General features: G+C 49.2%; 13 protein-coding genes and 1 pseudogene. 1 reads left to right on the top strand and 13 read right to left on the bottom strand.

What is annotated here, in order from left to right; all coding sequences use genetic code 11:
- Window positions 1–42: 42 nt before the first annotated feature.
- The 5 genes from rpoZ to THEAE_RS20255 are packed head-to-tail and all read right to left on the bottom strand — an operon-like array spanning window position 43 to window position 5,357.
- Window positions 43–240 (bottom strand): DNA-directed RNA polymerase subunit omega, encoded by a 198-nt coding sequence (rpoZ, locus tag THEAE_RS0106775; protein ID WP_028986942.1) that lies wholly within the window; start codon window positions 238–240, stop codon window positions 43–45.
- Between the two features lie 3 nt (window positions 241–243).
- The gene (gene gmk / locus THEAE_RS0106770) at window positions 244–861 is read right to left on the bottom strand and encodes a guanylate kinase (RefSeq protein ID WP_028986941.1); all 618 of its coding nucleotides are present in this window, start codon (window positions 859–861) and stop codon (window positions 244–246) included.
- Window positions 862–904: 43 nt separating this feature from the next.
- Complete coding sequence (locus THEAE_RS0106765; RefSeq protein WP_052329817.1) at window positions 905–1,819, bottom strand: YicC/YloC family endoribonuclease; 915 nt, start codon at window positions 1,817–1,819, stop codon at window positions 905–907.
- Window positions 1,801–2,637 (bottom strand): diaminopimelate epimerase, encoded by an 837-nt coding sequence (gene dapF / locus THEAE_RS0106760; RefSeq protein ID WP_039944314.1) that lies wholly within the window; start codon window positions 2,635–2,637, stop codon window positions 1,801–1,803. Before dapF ends, THEAE_RS0106765 begins: the two co-directional genes overlap by 19 nt.
- Complete coding sequence (locus THEAE_RS20255) at window positions 2,637–5,357, bottom strand: calcium-translocating P-type ATPase, SERCA-type (protein ID WP_039944313.1); 2,721 nt, start codon at window positions 5,355–5,357, stop codon at window positions 2,637–2,639. The genes dapF and THEAE_RS20255 overlap by 1 nt, the downstream gene beginning before the upstream one ends.
- A gap of 271 nt (window positions 5,358–5,628) precedes the next feature.
- Between THEAE_RS20255 and THEAE_RS0106750 the strand changes: the two genes are divergently transcribed.
- A complete protein-coding gene (locus THEAE_RS0106750; RefSeq protein ID WP_028986938.1) occupies window positions 5,629–7,353 on the top strand; it encodes an Rqc2 family fibronectin-binding protein in 1,725 nt (574 codons plus the stop codon).
- A 296-nt stretch (window positions 7,354–7,649) separates the two neighbouring features.
- Here THEAE_RS0106750 and THEAE_RS23765 read toward each other — a convergent pair.
- The 8 genes and pseudogenes from THEAE_RS23765 to THEAE_RS0106705 form a co-directional block, all read right to left on the bottom strand.
- A pseudogene (locus THEAE_RS23765) lies at window positions 7,650–7,751 on the bottom strand (ADP-ribosylglycohydrolase family protein); the annotation flags it as partial.
- A 126-nt stretch (window positions 7,752–7,877) separates the two neighbouring features.
- Window positions 7,878–8,285, bottom strand: a complete 408-nt coding sequence (locus tag THEAE_RS0106740; protein WP_005586825.1) for a type II toxin-antitoxin system death-on-curing family toxin — start codon at window positions 8,283–8,285, stop codon at window positions 7,878–7,880.
- A gap of 19 nt (window positions 8,286–8,304) precedes the next feature.
- On the bottom strand, window positions 8,305–8,574 hold the full coding sequence (locus tag THEAE_RS0106735) for an AbrB/MazE/SpoVT family DNA-binding domain-containing protein (protein ID WP_005586826.1): 270 nt from the start codon (window positions 8,572–8,574) through the stop codon (window positions 8,305–8,307).
- A gap of 330 nt (window positions 8,575–8,904) precedes the next feature.
- Window positions 8,905–9,159: a hypothetical protein gene (locus tag THEAE_RS0106725; protein WP_005586827.1), complete on the bottom strand. Its 255-nt coding sequence runs from the start codon at window positions 9,157–9,159 to the stop codon at window positions 8,905–8,907.
- A 163-nt stretch (window positions 9,160–9,322) separates the two neighbouring features.
- Complete coding sequence (locus THEAE_RS0106720) at window positions 9,323–10,135, bottom strand: DODA-type extradiol aromatic ring-opening family dioxygenase (protein ID WP_005584989.1); 813 nt, start codon at window positions 10,133–10,135, stop codon at window positions 9,323–9,325.
- A gap of 79 nt (window positions 10,136–10,214) precedes the next feature.
- Window positions 10,215–10,865 carry a site-2 protease family protein gene (locus tag THEAE_RS0106715; protein WP_039944871.1) on the bottom strand — a complete coding sequence of 217 codons (651 nt, stop codon included), beginning with the start codon at window positions 10,863–10,865 and terminating at the stop codon, window positions 10,215–10,217.
- 12 nt (window positions 10,866–10,877) lie between these two features.
- The gene (locus tag THEAE_RS0106710) at window positions 10,878–12,920 is read right to left on the bottom strand and encodes a molybdopterin-containing oxidoreductase family protein (protein WP_005584987.1); all 2,043 of its coding nucleotides are present in this window, start codon (window positions 12,918–12,920) and stop codon (window positions 10,878–10,880) included.
- Between the two features lie 236 nt (window positions 12,921–13,156).
- On the bottom strand, window positions 13,157–15,307 hold the full coding sequence (locus THEAE_RS0106705; protein WP_028986936.1) for a 5'-nucleotidase C-terminal domain-containing protein: 2,151 nt from the start codon (window positions 15,305–15,307) through the stop codon (window positions 13,157–13,159).
- Between the last annotated feature and the right edge of the window lie 165 nt (window positions 15,308–15,472).

The following is a 15,472-nucleotide window of genomic DNA, read 5'->3' as shown; positions in this document are numbered from 1 at the left end:
AAAACAGCCTTGAACGGGAGATTTACCCTCCCAGGCTGTTTCTTAACCATTCCGTTTAAAATAAATCTTATGCTCATACAATTCTTCCAAAGCAATCCCGACATCCCGATGGGAACGGGGCTTCTCGATATAAGGCTTTTTCGTCTCCAACAGTTGCCTAGCTCTCCTTGCGGCAATATGAACCAACGCGTATTTACTTCCTGTCATCTTGACTAAATCATCAATCGGCGGGTACCGCATCTTCTACTCCTCCTTAAACCATTTGATATATCGGTTATACGTTCTTTCCTGGCGACAATGTTCGGCGGTGATGATCGCCTCAATCCGGCTAACCGCCAGGTCAACCTGGTCATTTACCACCACGTAATCATAATTACGCATCATCTCGATCTCTTCCCTGGCGACGCTAAGCCTCCTGGCAATCACCTCATCATCCTCGGTGCCCCGATTTTTAATTCTCTGACGTAACTCCTCCATATCCGGAGGAAGTAAAAAGATAAAAATGCCATGGGGATAACTCTTCTTTACTTGCATCGCTCCCTGTACCTCAATCTCCAGGAAAACATCATTCCCCATTTCCAACTGTTCAAAAACAAATTTTTTCGGCGTACCATAGTAATGGTGAATATACTGAGCCCATTCCAGAAATTCTCCCGCCTCGATCATGGCTTCGAACTCTTCCTTGGTTTTGAAGAAGTACGTCTCTCCGTCGATCTCTCCGGGCCTAGGCGAGCGGCTGGTGGCAGAGACCGAATAGACGACCTTCTTATTCTTCTTCCGAAGGGCGGCACCTACCGTCCCTTTTCCTACTCCCGATGGGCCGGAGATGACGAATAAAAGTCCGGTTTCTTCTTGAGTCATGCTTACCCTCCAACATTCGGCGCATCCGCTTGACGCCCGTCTCTTATTCTATATTTTGAACCTGTTCCCGAATTTTTTCAATCTCGCTTTTTAAATCCACCACAATCCGGGCTATTTCCGCATCATTCGCCTTAGAACCGATGGTGTTTACCTCCCGGTTCATCTCTTGAAGGATAAAATCTAATTTCCTCCCTACCGGTTCTTCACTAAGGAGAGCTGTCAGGAACTGCTCTTCATGGCTCCTTAGGCGGGACAGCTCTTCTTCGATGTCGGAACGATCCGCGAAAAGAGCCACTTCGGCCAACAACCTTCCCTCCTCAAAGGCATACTCTCCTTGAAGGAACTCTTTTATCCTGGACACCAGCCGCTTCCGATATTGATTTACCACCAGAGGAGCCCTTGCCGAGATCCGCCGGCGCATTTCTCCAATTTTTTCAATGCGCTCTCGAAATTCTTCCTCTACCGCCTTCCCCTCAGCCAAGCGCATCTTCTCTAAAGAGGCAAACGCCTCCGTTAACGCTTTAAAGAGCTCCTCCTCGATCTCTTTTAAGGGAAGGGGGCTTGTTTCACTAAAAATGGCGGGATGGGAAAGAAAATGGTGGAGGGAAAGAGATTCATTTAACCGGTACCTCTCTTGTAAAGCTTTGGCTGCCCAATAGATTTTTTCCGCCATCTCCCAATCAAGGTTAAGCTCCCCACCGATCATTCCGTTTTTTTCCATATTAATCATCATATCCATCCTCCCCCGCTTCATTCTCTGAAGGAGAAAATTTCGGAAGCTTTCTTCTAAGGAAGAAAGCTCTTTGGGAAGGCGGAGATTGATCTCATGGTATCGATGGTTTACAGATCGAAGTTCGACGGTAAAAATGAAATTTCCGATCGTTCGCTGACTTCTTCCAAACCCTGTCATGCTCTTTAACACTCGCGTTCCCAACCTTTTCAGGATTCTGGTTCCCATTCCCCTTGAAAGACTAAAACGGCAGGACCCGTCATAAAGAGATGACCGCTTTCTTCATCCCACCGGATGAGGAGATCCCCACCTGCCAAGTGGAGGATGGCTTCCCGATCGACCAGACCGTTTAAGACTCCGCTTACCAATGTGGCGCAAGCGCCGGTTCCACAAGCGAGGGTTTGACCGGCGCCCCTCTCCCACACCCGCATCGTCATCTCTCGACGATTCTCTACGGTGACGAACTCCGCATTGGTCCGAGCCGGAAAAAGAGAATGATGCTCGATTAATGGGCCAATTTCCTCAACAGGAAAGGAGTTCAAATCTTCGACGAAGAACACGGCATGGGGGTTGCCCATGGAAACCGCGGTAAAAGAGAGCTCTCTCTCCCCGATCCGGAGGGGATGGTTTACGATCATCTCCCCTTCCAGGAGGGTTGGAATCTCCCTGCCGTTTAAGATAGGCAAACCCATATCCACCGTTACGCTCTTCACCCGCCCCTCCTCCACATGGAGGGTTAGCTCCTTTAGGCCTGCCAGGGTCTCCACCGTAATATTCGATTTAGACAAGAGAGCATGGTCATAAACATATTTCCCTACGCAGCGGATGGCATTTCCGCAGTTTTCCGCTTCCGTTCCATCCGCATTAAAAATCCTCATGCGAACGTCCGCTTTTTCCGAAGGGAGGATAAAGACCAAACCATCCGCACCTATGCCGAAATGACGGTCACAAAGGGTTACGGCCAATTGGTTAACGTCCGGCGGCACCTCCCTCCGGGCTAGAAGGATAAAATCATTTCCCAAACCATGCATCTTCGCAAATTTCATCACTTTCTCCCCTTCTTCACTCCTACAAAGAAAAGGTGCAAAACGCCTGACAAAAACGAAGGGACCGCTGCAAACAAAAGGATCCAAAGCCAATCGGTATATGTGAGCGAAACGGTATCGAAGATCCTCTGAGCCGGACCCCAATAGATCACCCCAACCAGAAGAAGGATGGAGGAGAGCACTGCGGCGACCAACGCTTTATTCTCCAATGGATTCCGGTGAAAAATAGAGCGGTCACTCCGGCAATCGAAAACATGTATCAATTGGGCCATCACTAAAGTGGAAAAGGCGATGGTTTGAGCTGTCAACAGGGTAGCCCCTTGATTTAAAGCGAGCAGGAAAGCCCCCAATGTGGAAAGGCCGATGAGCGTCCCCCTGGAAATGATCTTCCATCCTAATCCCCGGGCGAAAATGTTCTCTTTCGGATTCCGGGGAGGTTCCTTCATCATATCCCCTTCCGGTTTATCAAGACCCAGAGCCAATGCAGGAAGTCCATCGGTAACCAGATTTACCCATAGAATCTGCAGCGGGAGGAGAGGCGTCGGGAGCGCCATCATCATAGCGAAGAGCATGACCAGGATCTCCCCTACATTGGAAGCAAGAAGGAAGCGGATAAACTTCCGGATGTTATCGTAAATTCCCCTGCCTTCTTCAACCGCCGCTTCAATCGAACTGAAATGGTCGTCGGTCAGAATGAGATCGGAAGCCTCTTTCGCCACCTCCGTTCCGCTCATCCCCATAGAGATCCCAATATCGGCGGCTTTTATGGCCGGCGCGTCGTTTACCCCATCTCCGGTCATGGCGACCACATGGCCTTTCGCTTGGAGTGCTTGGACGATCTTTAGCTTATGGCTGGGAGAGACCCGGGCATAGACATAGATCTCTTCCACTTTTTCCCCAAACTCTTCATCTGACATATTATATAGTTCGCTTTCCGTCACTGTCAAGCCGTTTTCAGGCAATATCCCCAGCTGCTTTCCGATGGCTTCTGCGGTAAGGCGATGATCGCCGGTGATCATCACCACTTTCATACCCGCTTGTTGGGAGATACGAATCGAATCTTTCACTTCCTCCCGGGGCGGATCGATCATCCCAGCCAGGCCTAAGCAGGTTAACCCCTCTTCCCATTCTTCCCCCTTCCCCTTTTCCATACGTCCTTCTTCCATCTCTTTATAAGCGATGGCCAGCACCCGAAGACCTTCCCTGGCCATATCTTCATTTTTTCGAAGCCACTCTTCTTTTCGTACCCTTTCAAACGGGAGAATGCGATCATGAAGAATAACCGAAGAAGATCTCTCCAAAAGTTCCTCCACCGCCCCCTTTACCACGAGAATCCGCTTTCCCTCCCGATTTCTGAATAGGACGGACATTCTTTTCCTCTCCGAATCGAAGGGAATCTCCCACTCTTTCACCCAAACGTTCTCCAAATCCCGCTTCCAGATGCCCGCCTTTGCCGCCAAGACGAGGAGAGCTCCTTCCGTAGGATCCCCATGAATGCTCCAATCTCCTGTTCTTCCCTTCCCCTCTTTTCTCTCATAAAGTGTGGCGTTGTTGCAGAGAACCCCTACCTCCAGAAAATTTTTTAAAGAAGGAATAACCGATGGATCTTTCTTCGTGTTCCCTAAGTAAAATTCTCCCCTTGGCTCATACCCGCTCCCCGAAACGGACCACTCTTCTCCGTTGGCAAAAATCTTCGTAACCGTCATCTTGTTTTGTGTTAACGTTCCCGTCTTATCGGTACAAATGACCGTAGTACATCCCAATGTCTCCACCGACGGGAGTTTTCGAACGATGGCATTCTTTTTCAACATGCGCTGCACGCCTAAAGCGAGCACGATCGTCACAATGGTGGGCAATCCTTCCGGTATCGCCGCCACGGCAAGACTCACCCCTGTGAGGAACATCTCCTGGGGATCATTCCCATTCCAGATCCCCAACCCCATCACCAGGATCGTAAGAGCAATGGCCAGCCAAACGAGAACTTTCCCCATCTGCTCCAGACGATACTGAAGGGGGGTTTTGGTCTCTTCCGCATGATGGAGAAGCCCGGCGATCTTTCCCATCTCCGTTTCCATTCCGGTAGCCACCACGATGCCCCTCCCGGTCCCTTGGACCACCAGCGTACCCATGAAGGCCATATTCCCTTGATCGCCTAAGGGAAGATCCTCATCGGGGATCGTCGCCTTCACCTTCTCCACCGGTACCGATTCTCCGGTTAAGGCCGACTCCTCCATTTTCACGCCTTGAACATCGAGGAGACGTAGGTCGGCGGCAACTCGATCCCCGCTCTCCAAGCGGACCAGATCCCCTGGAACCACCTGTGAAGCCGGGATCTTCATCATCTCTCCATCCCGGATCACCATCGCTTGCGGAGCGGAGAGTTCTTTCAAGGCAGCCAGGGATTGTTCGGCACGATACTCCTGGATGAAACCGAGAATGGCATTGATGAGAACGATCGCAATAATCGCAATGGCGTCCACATACTCTCCCATAAGCCCCGATATGAGTGTGGCCCCTAACAGGACGAGAACCATAAAATCTTGAAATTGGGCGAGAAGCAATTTCAAGGGAGAGATTTCTTCCCCCTCCTGTAATTTATTGGGTCCATAGCGGATGAGCCTCTTCTCCGCCTCTTTTTTCGTCAATCCTTTTACCGGATCGCTCTTCCACTCTTTCACCACCTCTTCCTCATCCAGCTGATACCATTTTTTATTTCCCATGCCCTTTCCCCCTCAAGAAACGTACTACTAGTCCAATCTATTCGAACCGCCTATAAAAAATGAGTCTACTAAAATCATCCTATCAAAAAGAATCCGTTTCTTCACCCACTTTTAACAAGCTTTCCATCCCAACCCCACGAACGACCTCCTTCACTCCTTGCCACCACCATCTTACCGTGGTAGGATTGAAAATGACTTCTTTTCAATCGACGTCACATACTACGGTACAATTGATGGGGTGGAACACACCCTATAGAAAGAGGTGGATCGAATGCCCTTCGACGGCACGGTTCTCCATGCCTTGGCCCATGAACTGAATGAAAAATTGGCGGGAGGAAGAATTGGCAAAATTTATCAGCCCCTTCCCACCGACCTCTTATTACAGATTAGAAGCGGAGGGAGAAATGAAAAGCTATTGCTATCCGCCAATTTAACCTATCCCCGCCTCTACCTGACCCAGGAAAATTTCCAAAATCCCATGGAACCTCCCATGTTTACCATGCTCCTCCGGAAATATATCGAAGGGGGAATCATACAAAGAATTTTCCAAGTGGAAATGGAACGAATCCTAATTATAGAGATCCAGTCCCGGGATGAACTGGGAGATCTCCATCTCTATCGGCTTCTCTTTGAACTGATGGGGAGACACAGCAATCTTCTCTTCCTGGATGGGGAAAAGGAAATCGTCATGGATGCCATCCACCATGTTACGCCTTCCATGAGCCGCGTTCGAACGGTTCTGCCCGGAAGGATTTATGAACTTCCACCCTCCCAGGGAAAGAAAAATCCCCTTACGATCACCCGTGAGGAATTTCTCCCCCTCTTTTTCCCCTGGCCTGAAGACCCGGAAAAGAAGTTGGTTGAAGCCCTCCAGGGAATCAGCCCATTCGTTGGCAGAGGAATCGTCGCAAAAGCAGCCTCCTTCACACCGGAAGGATTGTGGGAGGCATTTGAAGAAACCCGGATGCATCTGATCCACCACCATTATAAACCGGTGATCTTTTCCATCGGGGGGAAAAGCGATTTCTGTGTCCTCCCCCTTCTTTCCCCTGATCAAAAACGGGAAGAATTCGACGAGGTGAGTGCCTGCCTTGACACGTACTATCGCATCAAAGCAAAAGAAGACCTATCCAAGCAAATGGGACAGGAGCTCCTTCAAGTTCTTCATCAGGAAAAGAAAAAGAATGAGAAAAAATTAAGGAAGCTGGAAGAAACGTTACGGGAATCTCTGGAAGCAGAACAATACAGGCTCTGGGGAGAGCTGCTCACCAGCTTTCAGCATGAAGTGCAGGAGGGAAGCTCCCAGGCCTTCCTCTTAAACTATTATGAAGAGGGCTCCCCCCGGATCGAGATCCCCCTGGACCCCCACCTCTCAGCGACGGAAAATGCTCAGCGCTACTTTAAGCTGTACAATAAAGCGAAACGGAGCCTCCCGATGGTAAAAGAACAGATCGAAAAAACAAAAGAGGAGATCGCCTATCTCGATCAGGTCATCTTACAGGTTGAACAAGCGGATCAGAGGAACCTGGGAGAGATCAGGGAAGAGCTGATCCGGGAAGGAATTCTAAAAGGAGATAAGAAAGAAGCGAAGAAAAAAAACGGAAAGGAGAAAGGGACGGTCGTCAAAATCGATCGCTACCGTTCCAGTGAGGGGTACATGATCTATGTAGGAAAAAATAACCTGCAAAACGACACCTTAACGACCCGAATCGCAAGGGATCGGGATACCTGGCTCCATACGAAGCAAATCCCAGGCTCCCATGTGGTCATCTCCGGAGAAGGGTTCTCGGAAAAAACCCTCCACGAGGCCGCCATGTTGGCCGCCTATTTCAGCAAAGGAAGGAATTCCAGCTCCGTCCCTGTGGACTATACCCTCATCCGCCATGTCCGCAAACCAAATGGGGCAAAGCCCGGGTTCGTCATCTATGATCATCAAAAAACCCTCTATGTTACGCCTGACGAGGAAAAAGTCCGATCAATCCCAAAAGAAACCTAATGCTCCCGAACCGTTCCCATATGATTGATATTCCAATGTGGTGCATTCATTTAAAAAAGCTGTATCACCACTTGACCAGACTTCGCCTTGCATCATTTTTTCACCATTAACTTTATCCTGTTTCACCAGTTCATACTTTTCGTTAAGGAGGCTATGCAATTTTAGGAAAGCCCTTCATCCGTATTAAGTAATGCCGATACTCATCTCGATAGCCTGGGGCCATCTGCATAACGAGTCTTCAAACAGCTGATCCGCTTCTCTTTCCATTTCCCGGGAATTCCGCCGATCCCATACTAAGCGCCGGCAAGCTGTCCGTATACCCCTCCCGTCGTATCTGCATCTTCTCCTCAATTGACGGCCAAAAGCATTCCTTTCTCAAAACGGGTGGGATGATGAAACTTACCCCGCATCTTCTTCCTTCTTCCCTCGAGATAAACCTTCATGACATTTGGTAGCAAATGCCTATAGTCCGGATGATCAAATGCCATCCAGTCCATCATTTTAAGACATTTGCAAAGTGATTATTAGAGAGGACGAATATAATCTTTTAATTCATTCACAAGGTGACGGATACAATCATTTCCTCGGAACTTATCATCTTCAGCAAGGTAAACCGTAAAATCTTCCGCTTCTTTATTGGTCATTGTAAACTCATATCCATGCAAATCAAGGAATGTTACGAATACGACTAATGCCGTTCGTTTATTACCATTATGAAAAATATGCCCTCTCGCAATAGAATGATAATAACAACACGCTTTTTCAATAACCGTTGGGAACTGTTCTTCCCCAAACACTTTCGTTTTCGGTCTTTCCAACATCCATTCAAATTTTTCCGGAAATTTCACCCCTGCCTGTTTTATGTCATCATGCATTTCCATCATCGTGTAATGCAGGAAGATGATTTCTTCGGCCGTTAAATAATACACCATATCGTTCCCTGGTTGCTCCTTATCTTTCTTTCAAGTTTTGAAGTGCTTCGTTATATTTGGAGATTGCACGATTCATTGCCATCAAGACTTCCGGTCGAACTTCTTTTGGAATTCGATTCGTACGTTTAATCACAATTTCACCTCTTTTTTCATTATACAATATTTCAATTTCATCTCCTTTGTTCAGGTTTAACAGAGAGGCTAAGTCCTTCGGAATATTAACGGATAAACTATTCCCCACCTGACCAATACGACGTGTGTATGCCTTTTCATATTTGCTTTCCATCATTACCACGCTCTTTTCTTTAAAGTTTCCTTTCCATGAATATTTATGAAAAAGGGTTTGTTTAAATCCTCTTTGTCAATATAATTATGATTGTATAAACAATTATAACACCGATTCCCCGGAAAGCAAGATGAATCAATAAACATGCCGGTTATTTCCCCAATTTTCGATCTTGCGGACAATAGGCGATTCGATGCGACCGTTTCCTCCCATCTTAAGAACACCTGTTGTGCTCCCCCCATGACGGACGAACAAAAAAACCGCTAAAAATCGCGGTCTTTTGATAAAAGTGCAACCGTATCACGGATTCAGGTCATTCTACAAAAAAGAGCTTCACGAAAGAAAGATCTCAAAGACCTCTCCATGCTGAACGATCGTAATGCCCCGCTTCTTCTCGTTCATGACGGCCACATCCTGCTTTTCCTTCATCCGTTCAATATACTCATCAGGGACATCACCGGAACTGCTGAAGGTTATCCCATCGATCTCCTTCTCTTCTTCGTCCTCAAACTGTGTATTTATGATTTCTTCATACACATCGGAAAATCGGTCATAATCCTTGGTAAATACGGTGATACAACGCGTCATGGGCTCCACCTTCCTTTCTCCCCTATTATTTCCATGTTATAGATTCTCTATGAATCAACGATTTTATGACCTTAGTTTAACACATTCCCATACGTATGAAGGGGGAACTTTCCATAAAACCGGTGAACGTTTTTTGACAGATCGCATGACGACTGAAATTTCGTTACCGGTAAATAGCGGTGATTAATCCGTAATAGGTAGGTACCTGGTAGGAGAGAAGTTCGCCTTTTAGGTGGGCCACTTCATTAAAACCGGCTAAGATTAACATTTGCCATAAGCTGTCCGGCTTCGCCTCCTCCACCCATTGTGGAGGGAGATGGATCAACTGATCGAGGGAACCTTCCCGGATCATCGTACAAACCTTTTCATCAAAGAGAGCGGATAGGGGAGAGTATCCATACGGTCCATCCTGATGGTGGGCATGCCCCTGGTCGCTGCTGGCGATGAAAAGCGTTCTCCTGCCAAGACTCTCACTCACCTCTCCCACCAGCCTGCCTAAATGAACCAACTGCTCCCAAGGAATATCCCGAGTCGGGGAGAGGAGAACCGCTTTGGCCTGATCTCTGAGGCTACGGAGAAACCAGAGAGGAACGATGGCTCCCCAATCAAGTGGCAGCTCAGAGAGGGGGCCGCTCTTTGTCCCATAACCCATGCCCATCGCAGGGATCAGATCACGATGGCATGCGCGGATCAATTTGTTGGCAAACTCCCGGTCATTCAAAAAACGAACGCCGATTTCATGATCGTTTACCTCCACACTTCCTCCCAGCCATTCGCTGGTCGCGATCCCAATATGGCCTTCTAAACGAACATTATGAGGAGTCGCAATAACAATCGTCTCCGGAGAAAAAGAGAGGATCTCTTTTGCAGCTTTCTCCATCGCCTTACGGGTAGGGGTAAACCGATCCGATTCTTTACCGGCCAATTCAGATATGATTTCAGTTCCATGCGGCAAAATAGAACCCATGAAGCGCATCGATCGCCATCTCCTTTCGGTTCAGCCCATAGTAGAATATATTAGACAGAGCATGAACCGATTCCTGCTATGAAGGAACTCACGCTCCAAAAAAAGGAGAATAGATGAGTTGCATTCTCTCCATGACCCAAGGTACGATCGATTGGAACAATGGTTGAATCGTATAGCGGTCAAGGGGAGTAAGAACTAAAATTAAGAAAATGATCGCTCCATAAGGTTCATATTGGCTCATTTTCACCCGGGTGGAGGTGGGAACCAGGTCCTCGATGATTCGATACCCGTCCAAAGGAGGAAGGGGAAGAAGATTAAAAACAAAAAGGACGACATTAAGGTAGATGAACAGGTGAAAAAAAGGTTCGACCCAGGGCTGCTGTGAAAAGACCCCCTGTCCAAACAGGTAAATCCCCAACCCGATGATGGCGAGCAGCAGATTGCTGGCCGGCCCCGCCAGGGAGATGAGGACTCCTGCCCATCGGGACCGTTTGAGGCGGAAGCGATTGACAGGCACCGGCTTCGCCCAGCCAAAACCGGCGATAAAGATGAGAATCGTCCCGATGGGATCCAGGTGGGCCAGGGGATTTAAGGTGAGGCGACCCTGGTTTTTCGCCGTAGGATCACCGAAGAGATAGGCGGTCCACGCATGGGCGAACTCATGCACCGTAAAGGCGATGACTAAGGTGATCGCCACATAAGGAATCAGTTCGAGGGGAAAAGCGAGAAAACGGTTCAGTCCATCCATACTTTACCTCCGGATCTTCTCAATTTGGACGAGGTTGGTATGGAAGGAGGAGCCTCCTCCCATGTCGCTCACCTCTTCCGAGGTGGTCCGGTTCACATTCTGTTCCGACCAGATGCTGGGGCTTAAGGCCACTCCCTTCCCCACCTGATCTCCCACCTTTGCGGTGAGCAGGATGCTTCCCCGGTCATTGAAAACCCGCACCGGATCCCCGTCGGAGATGCCCCGCTCCCGGGCATCCTCCGGGTGAAGGAAGACGGTGGGCTCCTTCTCCCATTTCCTCAGTTTCTCCACATTGTTAAATGTAGAGTTTAAGAAATGCTTTGCCGCCGGAGTAAGGAAATGAATCGGGTATTTTTCGTAAAGGGTGGGTGACCCTTCTTCGCTTTCTTTCAAAGGAGTATAATCTGGAACCGCATGAAGGCCCAGTTGGGCCAGCGTTTCCGATTTGGCCTCCACTTTACCCGATGTTGTCGGGAAACCCTCCTGAAACGGCATGAAATGATGGCCCGGAAAATGTATTTTCATAAATTTCTTTTCCTTCAGGGCTTCATACGTAATGCCCTTCATAAACGGATGATCGGTATCCAGGGCTTGTCGAATTAACTCCTCATCGCTATCTTGAAAACACTCTTCCGTATACCCCATCCCTTTGGCCAACAGGCGGAAAGTCTCCGTATTCGGCTTTGCCTCTCCCAAGGGGGGAATGGCCGGCTCGTTAAGCTGGATATACAAATGCCAATAGGAGGTATGAAGATCAAGATGTTCTAAGACGGTGGTGGCCGGGAGAAGGATGTCGGCGTATTTGCAGGTTTCCGTCATCATCTGCTCATGCACGACAAGGAAAAGGTCTTCCCGCATAAGTCCTTTTATCACTCGGTTTGTATCAGGTGCCACGTCGGCCGGATTGCTGTTATATACATACATCATCTTGATCGGGTTAACGGCATCTTCCAAAGCGGTCGCCAACTGAACCATGTTGATGGTTCGGGGATTGCCTTGATGAATTTCCGGGCGGACCAGGCGCTCTTTATTGATGGGAAAGGCCTGACTGTTGCTCAGAAGGAGTCCGCCACCCACCTCTTGCCAAGCCCCGATGAGAGCAGGGAGAAGGGCGATGCTGCGAATCATCTCTCCCCCGTTGGTATGTCGTTGAATCCCGTAACCGACACGGATAACGGAGGGTTTGATCTCCCCATACATCCTGGCCAGCTCAACGATCTTTTCTATGGGAAGCCCGGTAATTTGTGCGACCCTTTCAGGGGGATAGGCTTTTGCCCTTTCCTCCAGTTCTTCATAACCATAGACAAAACGATCGATATAGGGTCGGTCGATGCGATTCTCACGGATGAGGAGATGCATGAGCCCCAAGGCGAGGGCGCTGTCGGTGCCCGGTTTGATCTGGAGGAATAGGTCCGCCCTCCTGGCCATTTCATGTTTGTAGGGGTCGATGACGACGATCTTCGCCCCCCTTCTCCGAGCTTCCTCCAAGATGGGAACCTGGTGAATATTGGTGGTCATCGGGTTAATGCCCCAGATGAGGATCAGTTTGGAATAAACCATATCCTCGGGATCGACTCCCACCCTCTTTCCAAAGGTGGCGTTTAAAGCTACTTCTCCGGCTGCGGAACAGATGGTGCGATCCAGTCGGGCTGCGCCCATCTTTCCAAAGAAACGGCGGTCCATGCTGCCGTAGTTGATCACCCCCATGTTGCCCGCATAACTGTAGGGGAGAATGGCTTCCGCGCCATATTCCCGAATGGTCTTTTTAAATTGTTCCGTCACGATCGCAACCGCTTCATCCCAGGAAATTCGTTCAAATTTAGCCTCCCCCTTTTTCCCGACACGACGCATCGGATAGAGGAGCCGCTTCGGATGATAAACCCGTTCGAGGTAATGGTTTACCTTGATGCAGAGAAAACCCTTCGTAATCGGATGTTCCTCGTTCCCCTTTATCTTAACCGCCTTACCCTCTTCGTTCACCGTTACTTTTAAACTGCAGGTATCCCAGCAGTCATGGGGACAAACATTGATGTGGGTTCTTTCCATTATCTCATTCCTCAACCAGAATTTTTCGAGTTTAGAAGTCAAACTTCCGTTCTAATCATATCATGATTTTCCTGCTTTGACTATGAAAGAATGGTCCGTCTAACCTCATCATGATCGGTTCTCGTGAGAAGAGAAAAGGAGGCCGACCCGAGAAAGTGCATCGTGCATCCCCCGAGCCAGCCTTTATGATTCTTAAAGCGCGCAACCATGATGTCCAATCGATGTTGCTTCTAGGCTTATCGTGAAATTGACAAATCGAGATACCGTCCGTATGCGTAGGCCATTTTCCCTTGGAACTGAATTTGGTACCAGCCGTTTTCTTCACCCAAAATCGTAACGACGTCTCCCTTTTTCAAAACGCCCAGGATTTTACCGGAGTCGGAAGGCGCGGCACGGACATTCAGCATCCCGGCCTGTACTTTTCCTTCTTTCCCCTTCACCTCGGAAGCCGGTAAAAGAAGGTATTTCCCGTAGGCATATCCGGTCTTTCCGTTATACGTAACCTTCACCCAACCGTATTTCGTTTCGCCGAGGATTACCTCATTCCCCAGATGCAGGACAAAGGAGACCGGGTGTTTCACCCCGGGACCTGTCCGTACATTCAGGGCGAAGGCGGCAACGTTCCCCTTTTCGGCTGTCGTTATGGCGGTCGGGGCAGGCCTCTGCGCCGATGCAGGCTTCTCCGCCGAGGTAGGAGCAGGGGTCGGCTTGGGGGCCGGGGCAGGAACCGGCGTTGGAACAGGCGCCGGTTTCGGAGCCTCAACCGCATCCCCTGCAGGGGCAGCCGTCCCCACGCTGATCCGGTTCTCCATCTTAGCCGTTACGTTCTTTTGGGCTTTCACGGCGTCGATGAAGGCATCCCGTGCCAAGATGTAAGTATCGGTATAGCTCTTCGCCACTTCCGGATCTTTAAAGATTTGGAACAGGTCCCCTCCGGTACCCACAAAATTGTTGGTGCCCACCCGATAGGTCTTTGCCGGATCGATGGGAGTGCCGTCCGCTTTCTTCATTTCTACGACACGATCCAAGGAGGGCCGGGCCGGATCATATTTAAACGTCAGTCCTGAGATTTGGATTCCCTTGCCGCCGTCCTGCACCGCCTGCTCCAGCATCATCTTTACTTGGGCTCCGGTCATCTTAACCGTGACGAAAGTATTGTCGAACGGCATCAATTGATACATCGTGCCGACGGTAATCTCCCCTTTGGGCACATCGATCCGTAAACCCCCGTTGTTAGCCACTCCGAAGTCGGCTTTGGTCACATTCCTCGTTACATCGGCGGCCCAATTTCCCAAGATGGAATCGCCATACGGTTTCGCACTTTGGGCCCTGGTCAGGTCGACATCCGCCTTGCCGATCACTTTGCCGAAGAGGGGACCCACATCGGTCATCGCTTGATCGACAATAGCCTTAATTTCGGGATCGGTGACCGGATTCGTGGTGTTATAAAGAGGGGGTCCATCGACGAAGGTCATATCCCCTGCAGAGACTGTCCCATCACTCTTTAAGGTGATCTGCAGGTGAAGATAGCCGAGACCGTAATTTCCCCCTACACCAACAGGAACTCCATTTACTTTGGTGGTTACGACGGAGTGGGTATGACCGCCAAAGATGGCATCCACTCCTTTTACCTGTTTGGCCAAATCGATCAGATTGCCCGAGGTTTCCCCCGTATTTTTATCGGTATAGGCCCCGCTGTGAACGAGAAGGATAACCAGCTTCGCTCCTTCCGTCCGTAGCTTCGGAACCAAGTCGTTTACGATGGGAGCGGGATCTTTAAATTCCACATCCTTCACATAGGCGGGCAGGATGATATTGGGAAATTCCTTGTGATCCACCGCCCCGATGACGGCGATCTTTACTCCTCCCCGTTCGATGATCGCGTAGGGTTTGACATACTGAACCGGTTTGCCGGTCTTCTTGTCGTAAACGTTGGCGGCCAGCACGGGAATCTGCGAATCTTTTAAGACGGCTTGGTTCATGTCAATGACCGAGTCCAAGCCCCAGTCATATTCGTGATTTCCCAAGGCCATGGCATCGAAGCCGATGTTCTTCATCACGTCAATAACCGGCTTCCCTTTTAACACATTCGATTCCGGTGTTCCCTGAAACATATCCCCACCGGATAGGATCACGGTATTGGGGTTTTCTTTCTTCAGGTCTTTCATCTGTTTTCCTAAAACGCTTGCAATTTGCTGCTTGATGACGGAACCGTCGCTCTGCTTCTGATCCTTCACCAAGTACCCATGGAAGTCGGTTATTTCCACGAAGTCAAACGTGATCTCCCCCGTAGCCGCATAGGCCAACGGCGGCAACAAAGAAAAAAGCAGGGCGAAAACCATCAAGACCGACAAGACGGAATAGGTCCGCTTTCGCTCAAACCCCATGCGTACAACCTCCCTATGTAAGATTGGTGGATCGATCTTTCCATCGATCCTCTCCTATTCTACCAAATCTTTGTAGTCACTCTATGTAAAAAGTTTATTAAATTTTTTCTCCCTTGATCATCTATCCCTTAAGAATGGGCGAGTGATGAATTTTACGTTTGATCG

The organism is Thermicanus aegyptius DSM 12793 (assembly GCF_000510645.1).
GTDB classification, from domain to species: domain Bacteria; phylum Bacillota; class Bacilli; order Thermicanales; family Thermicanaceae; genus Thermicanus; species Thermicanus aegyptius.
Note: the sequence above shows the minus strand (reverse complement) of the source record. Positions and strands in the feature narration are given on the sequence as shown.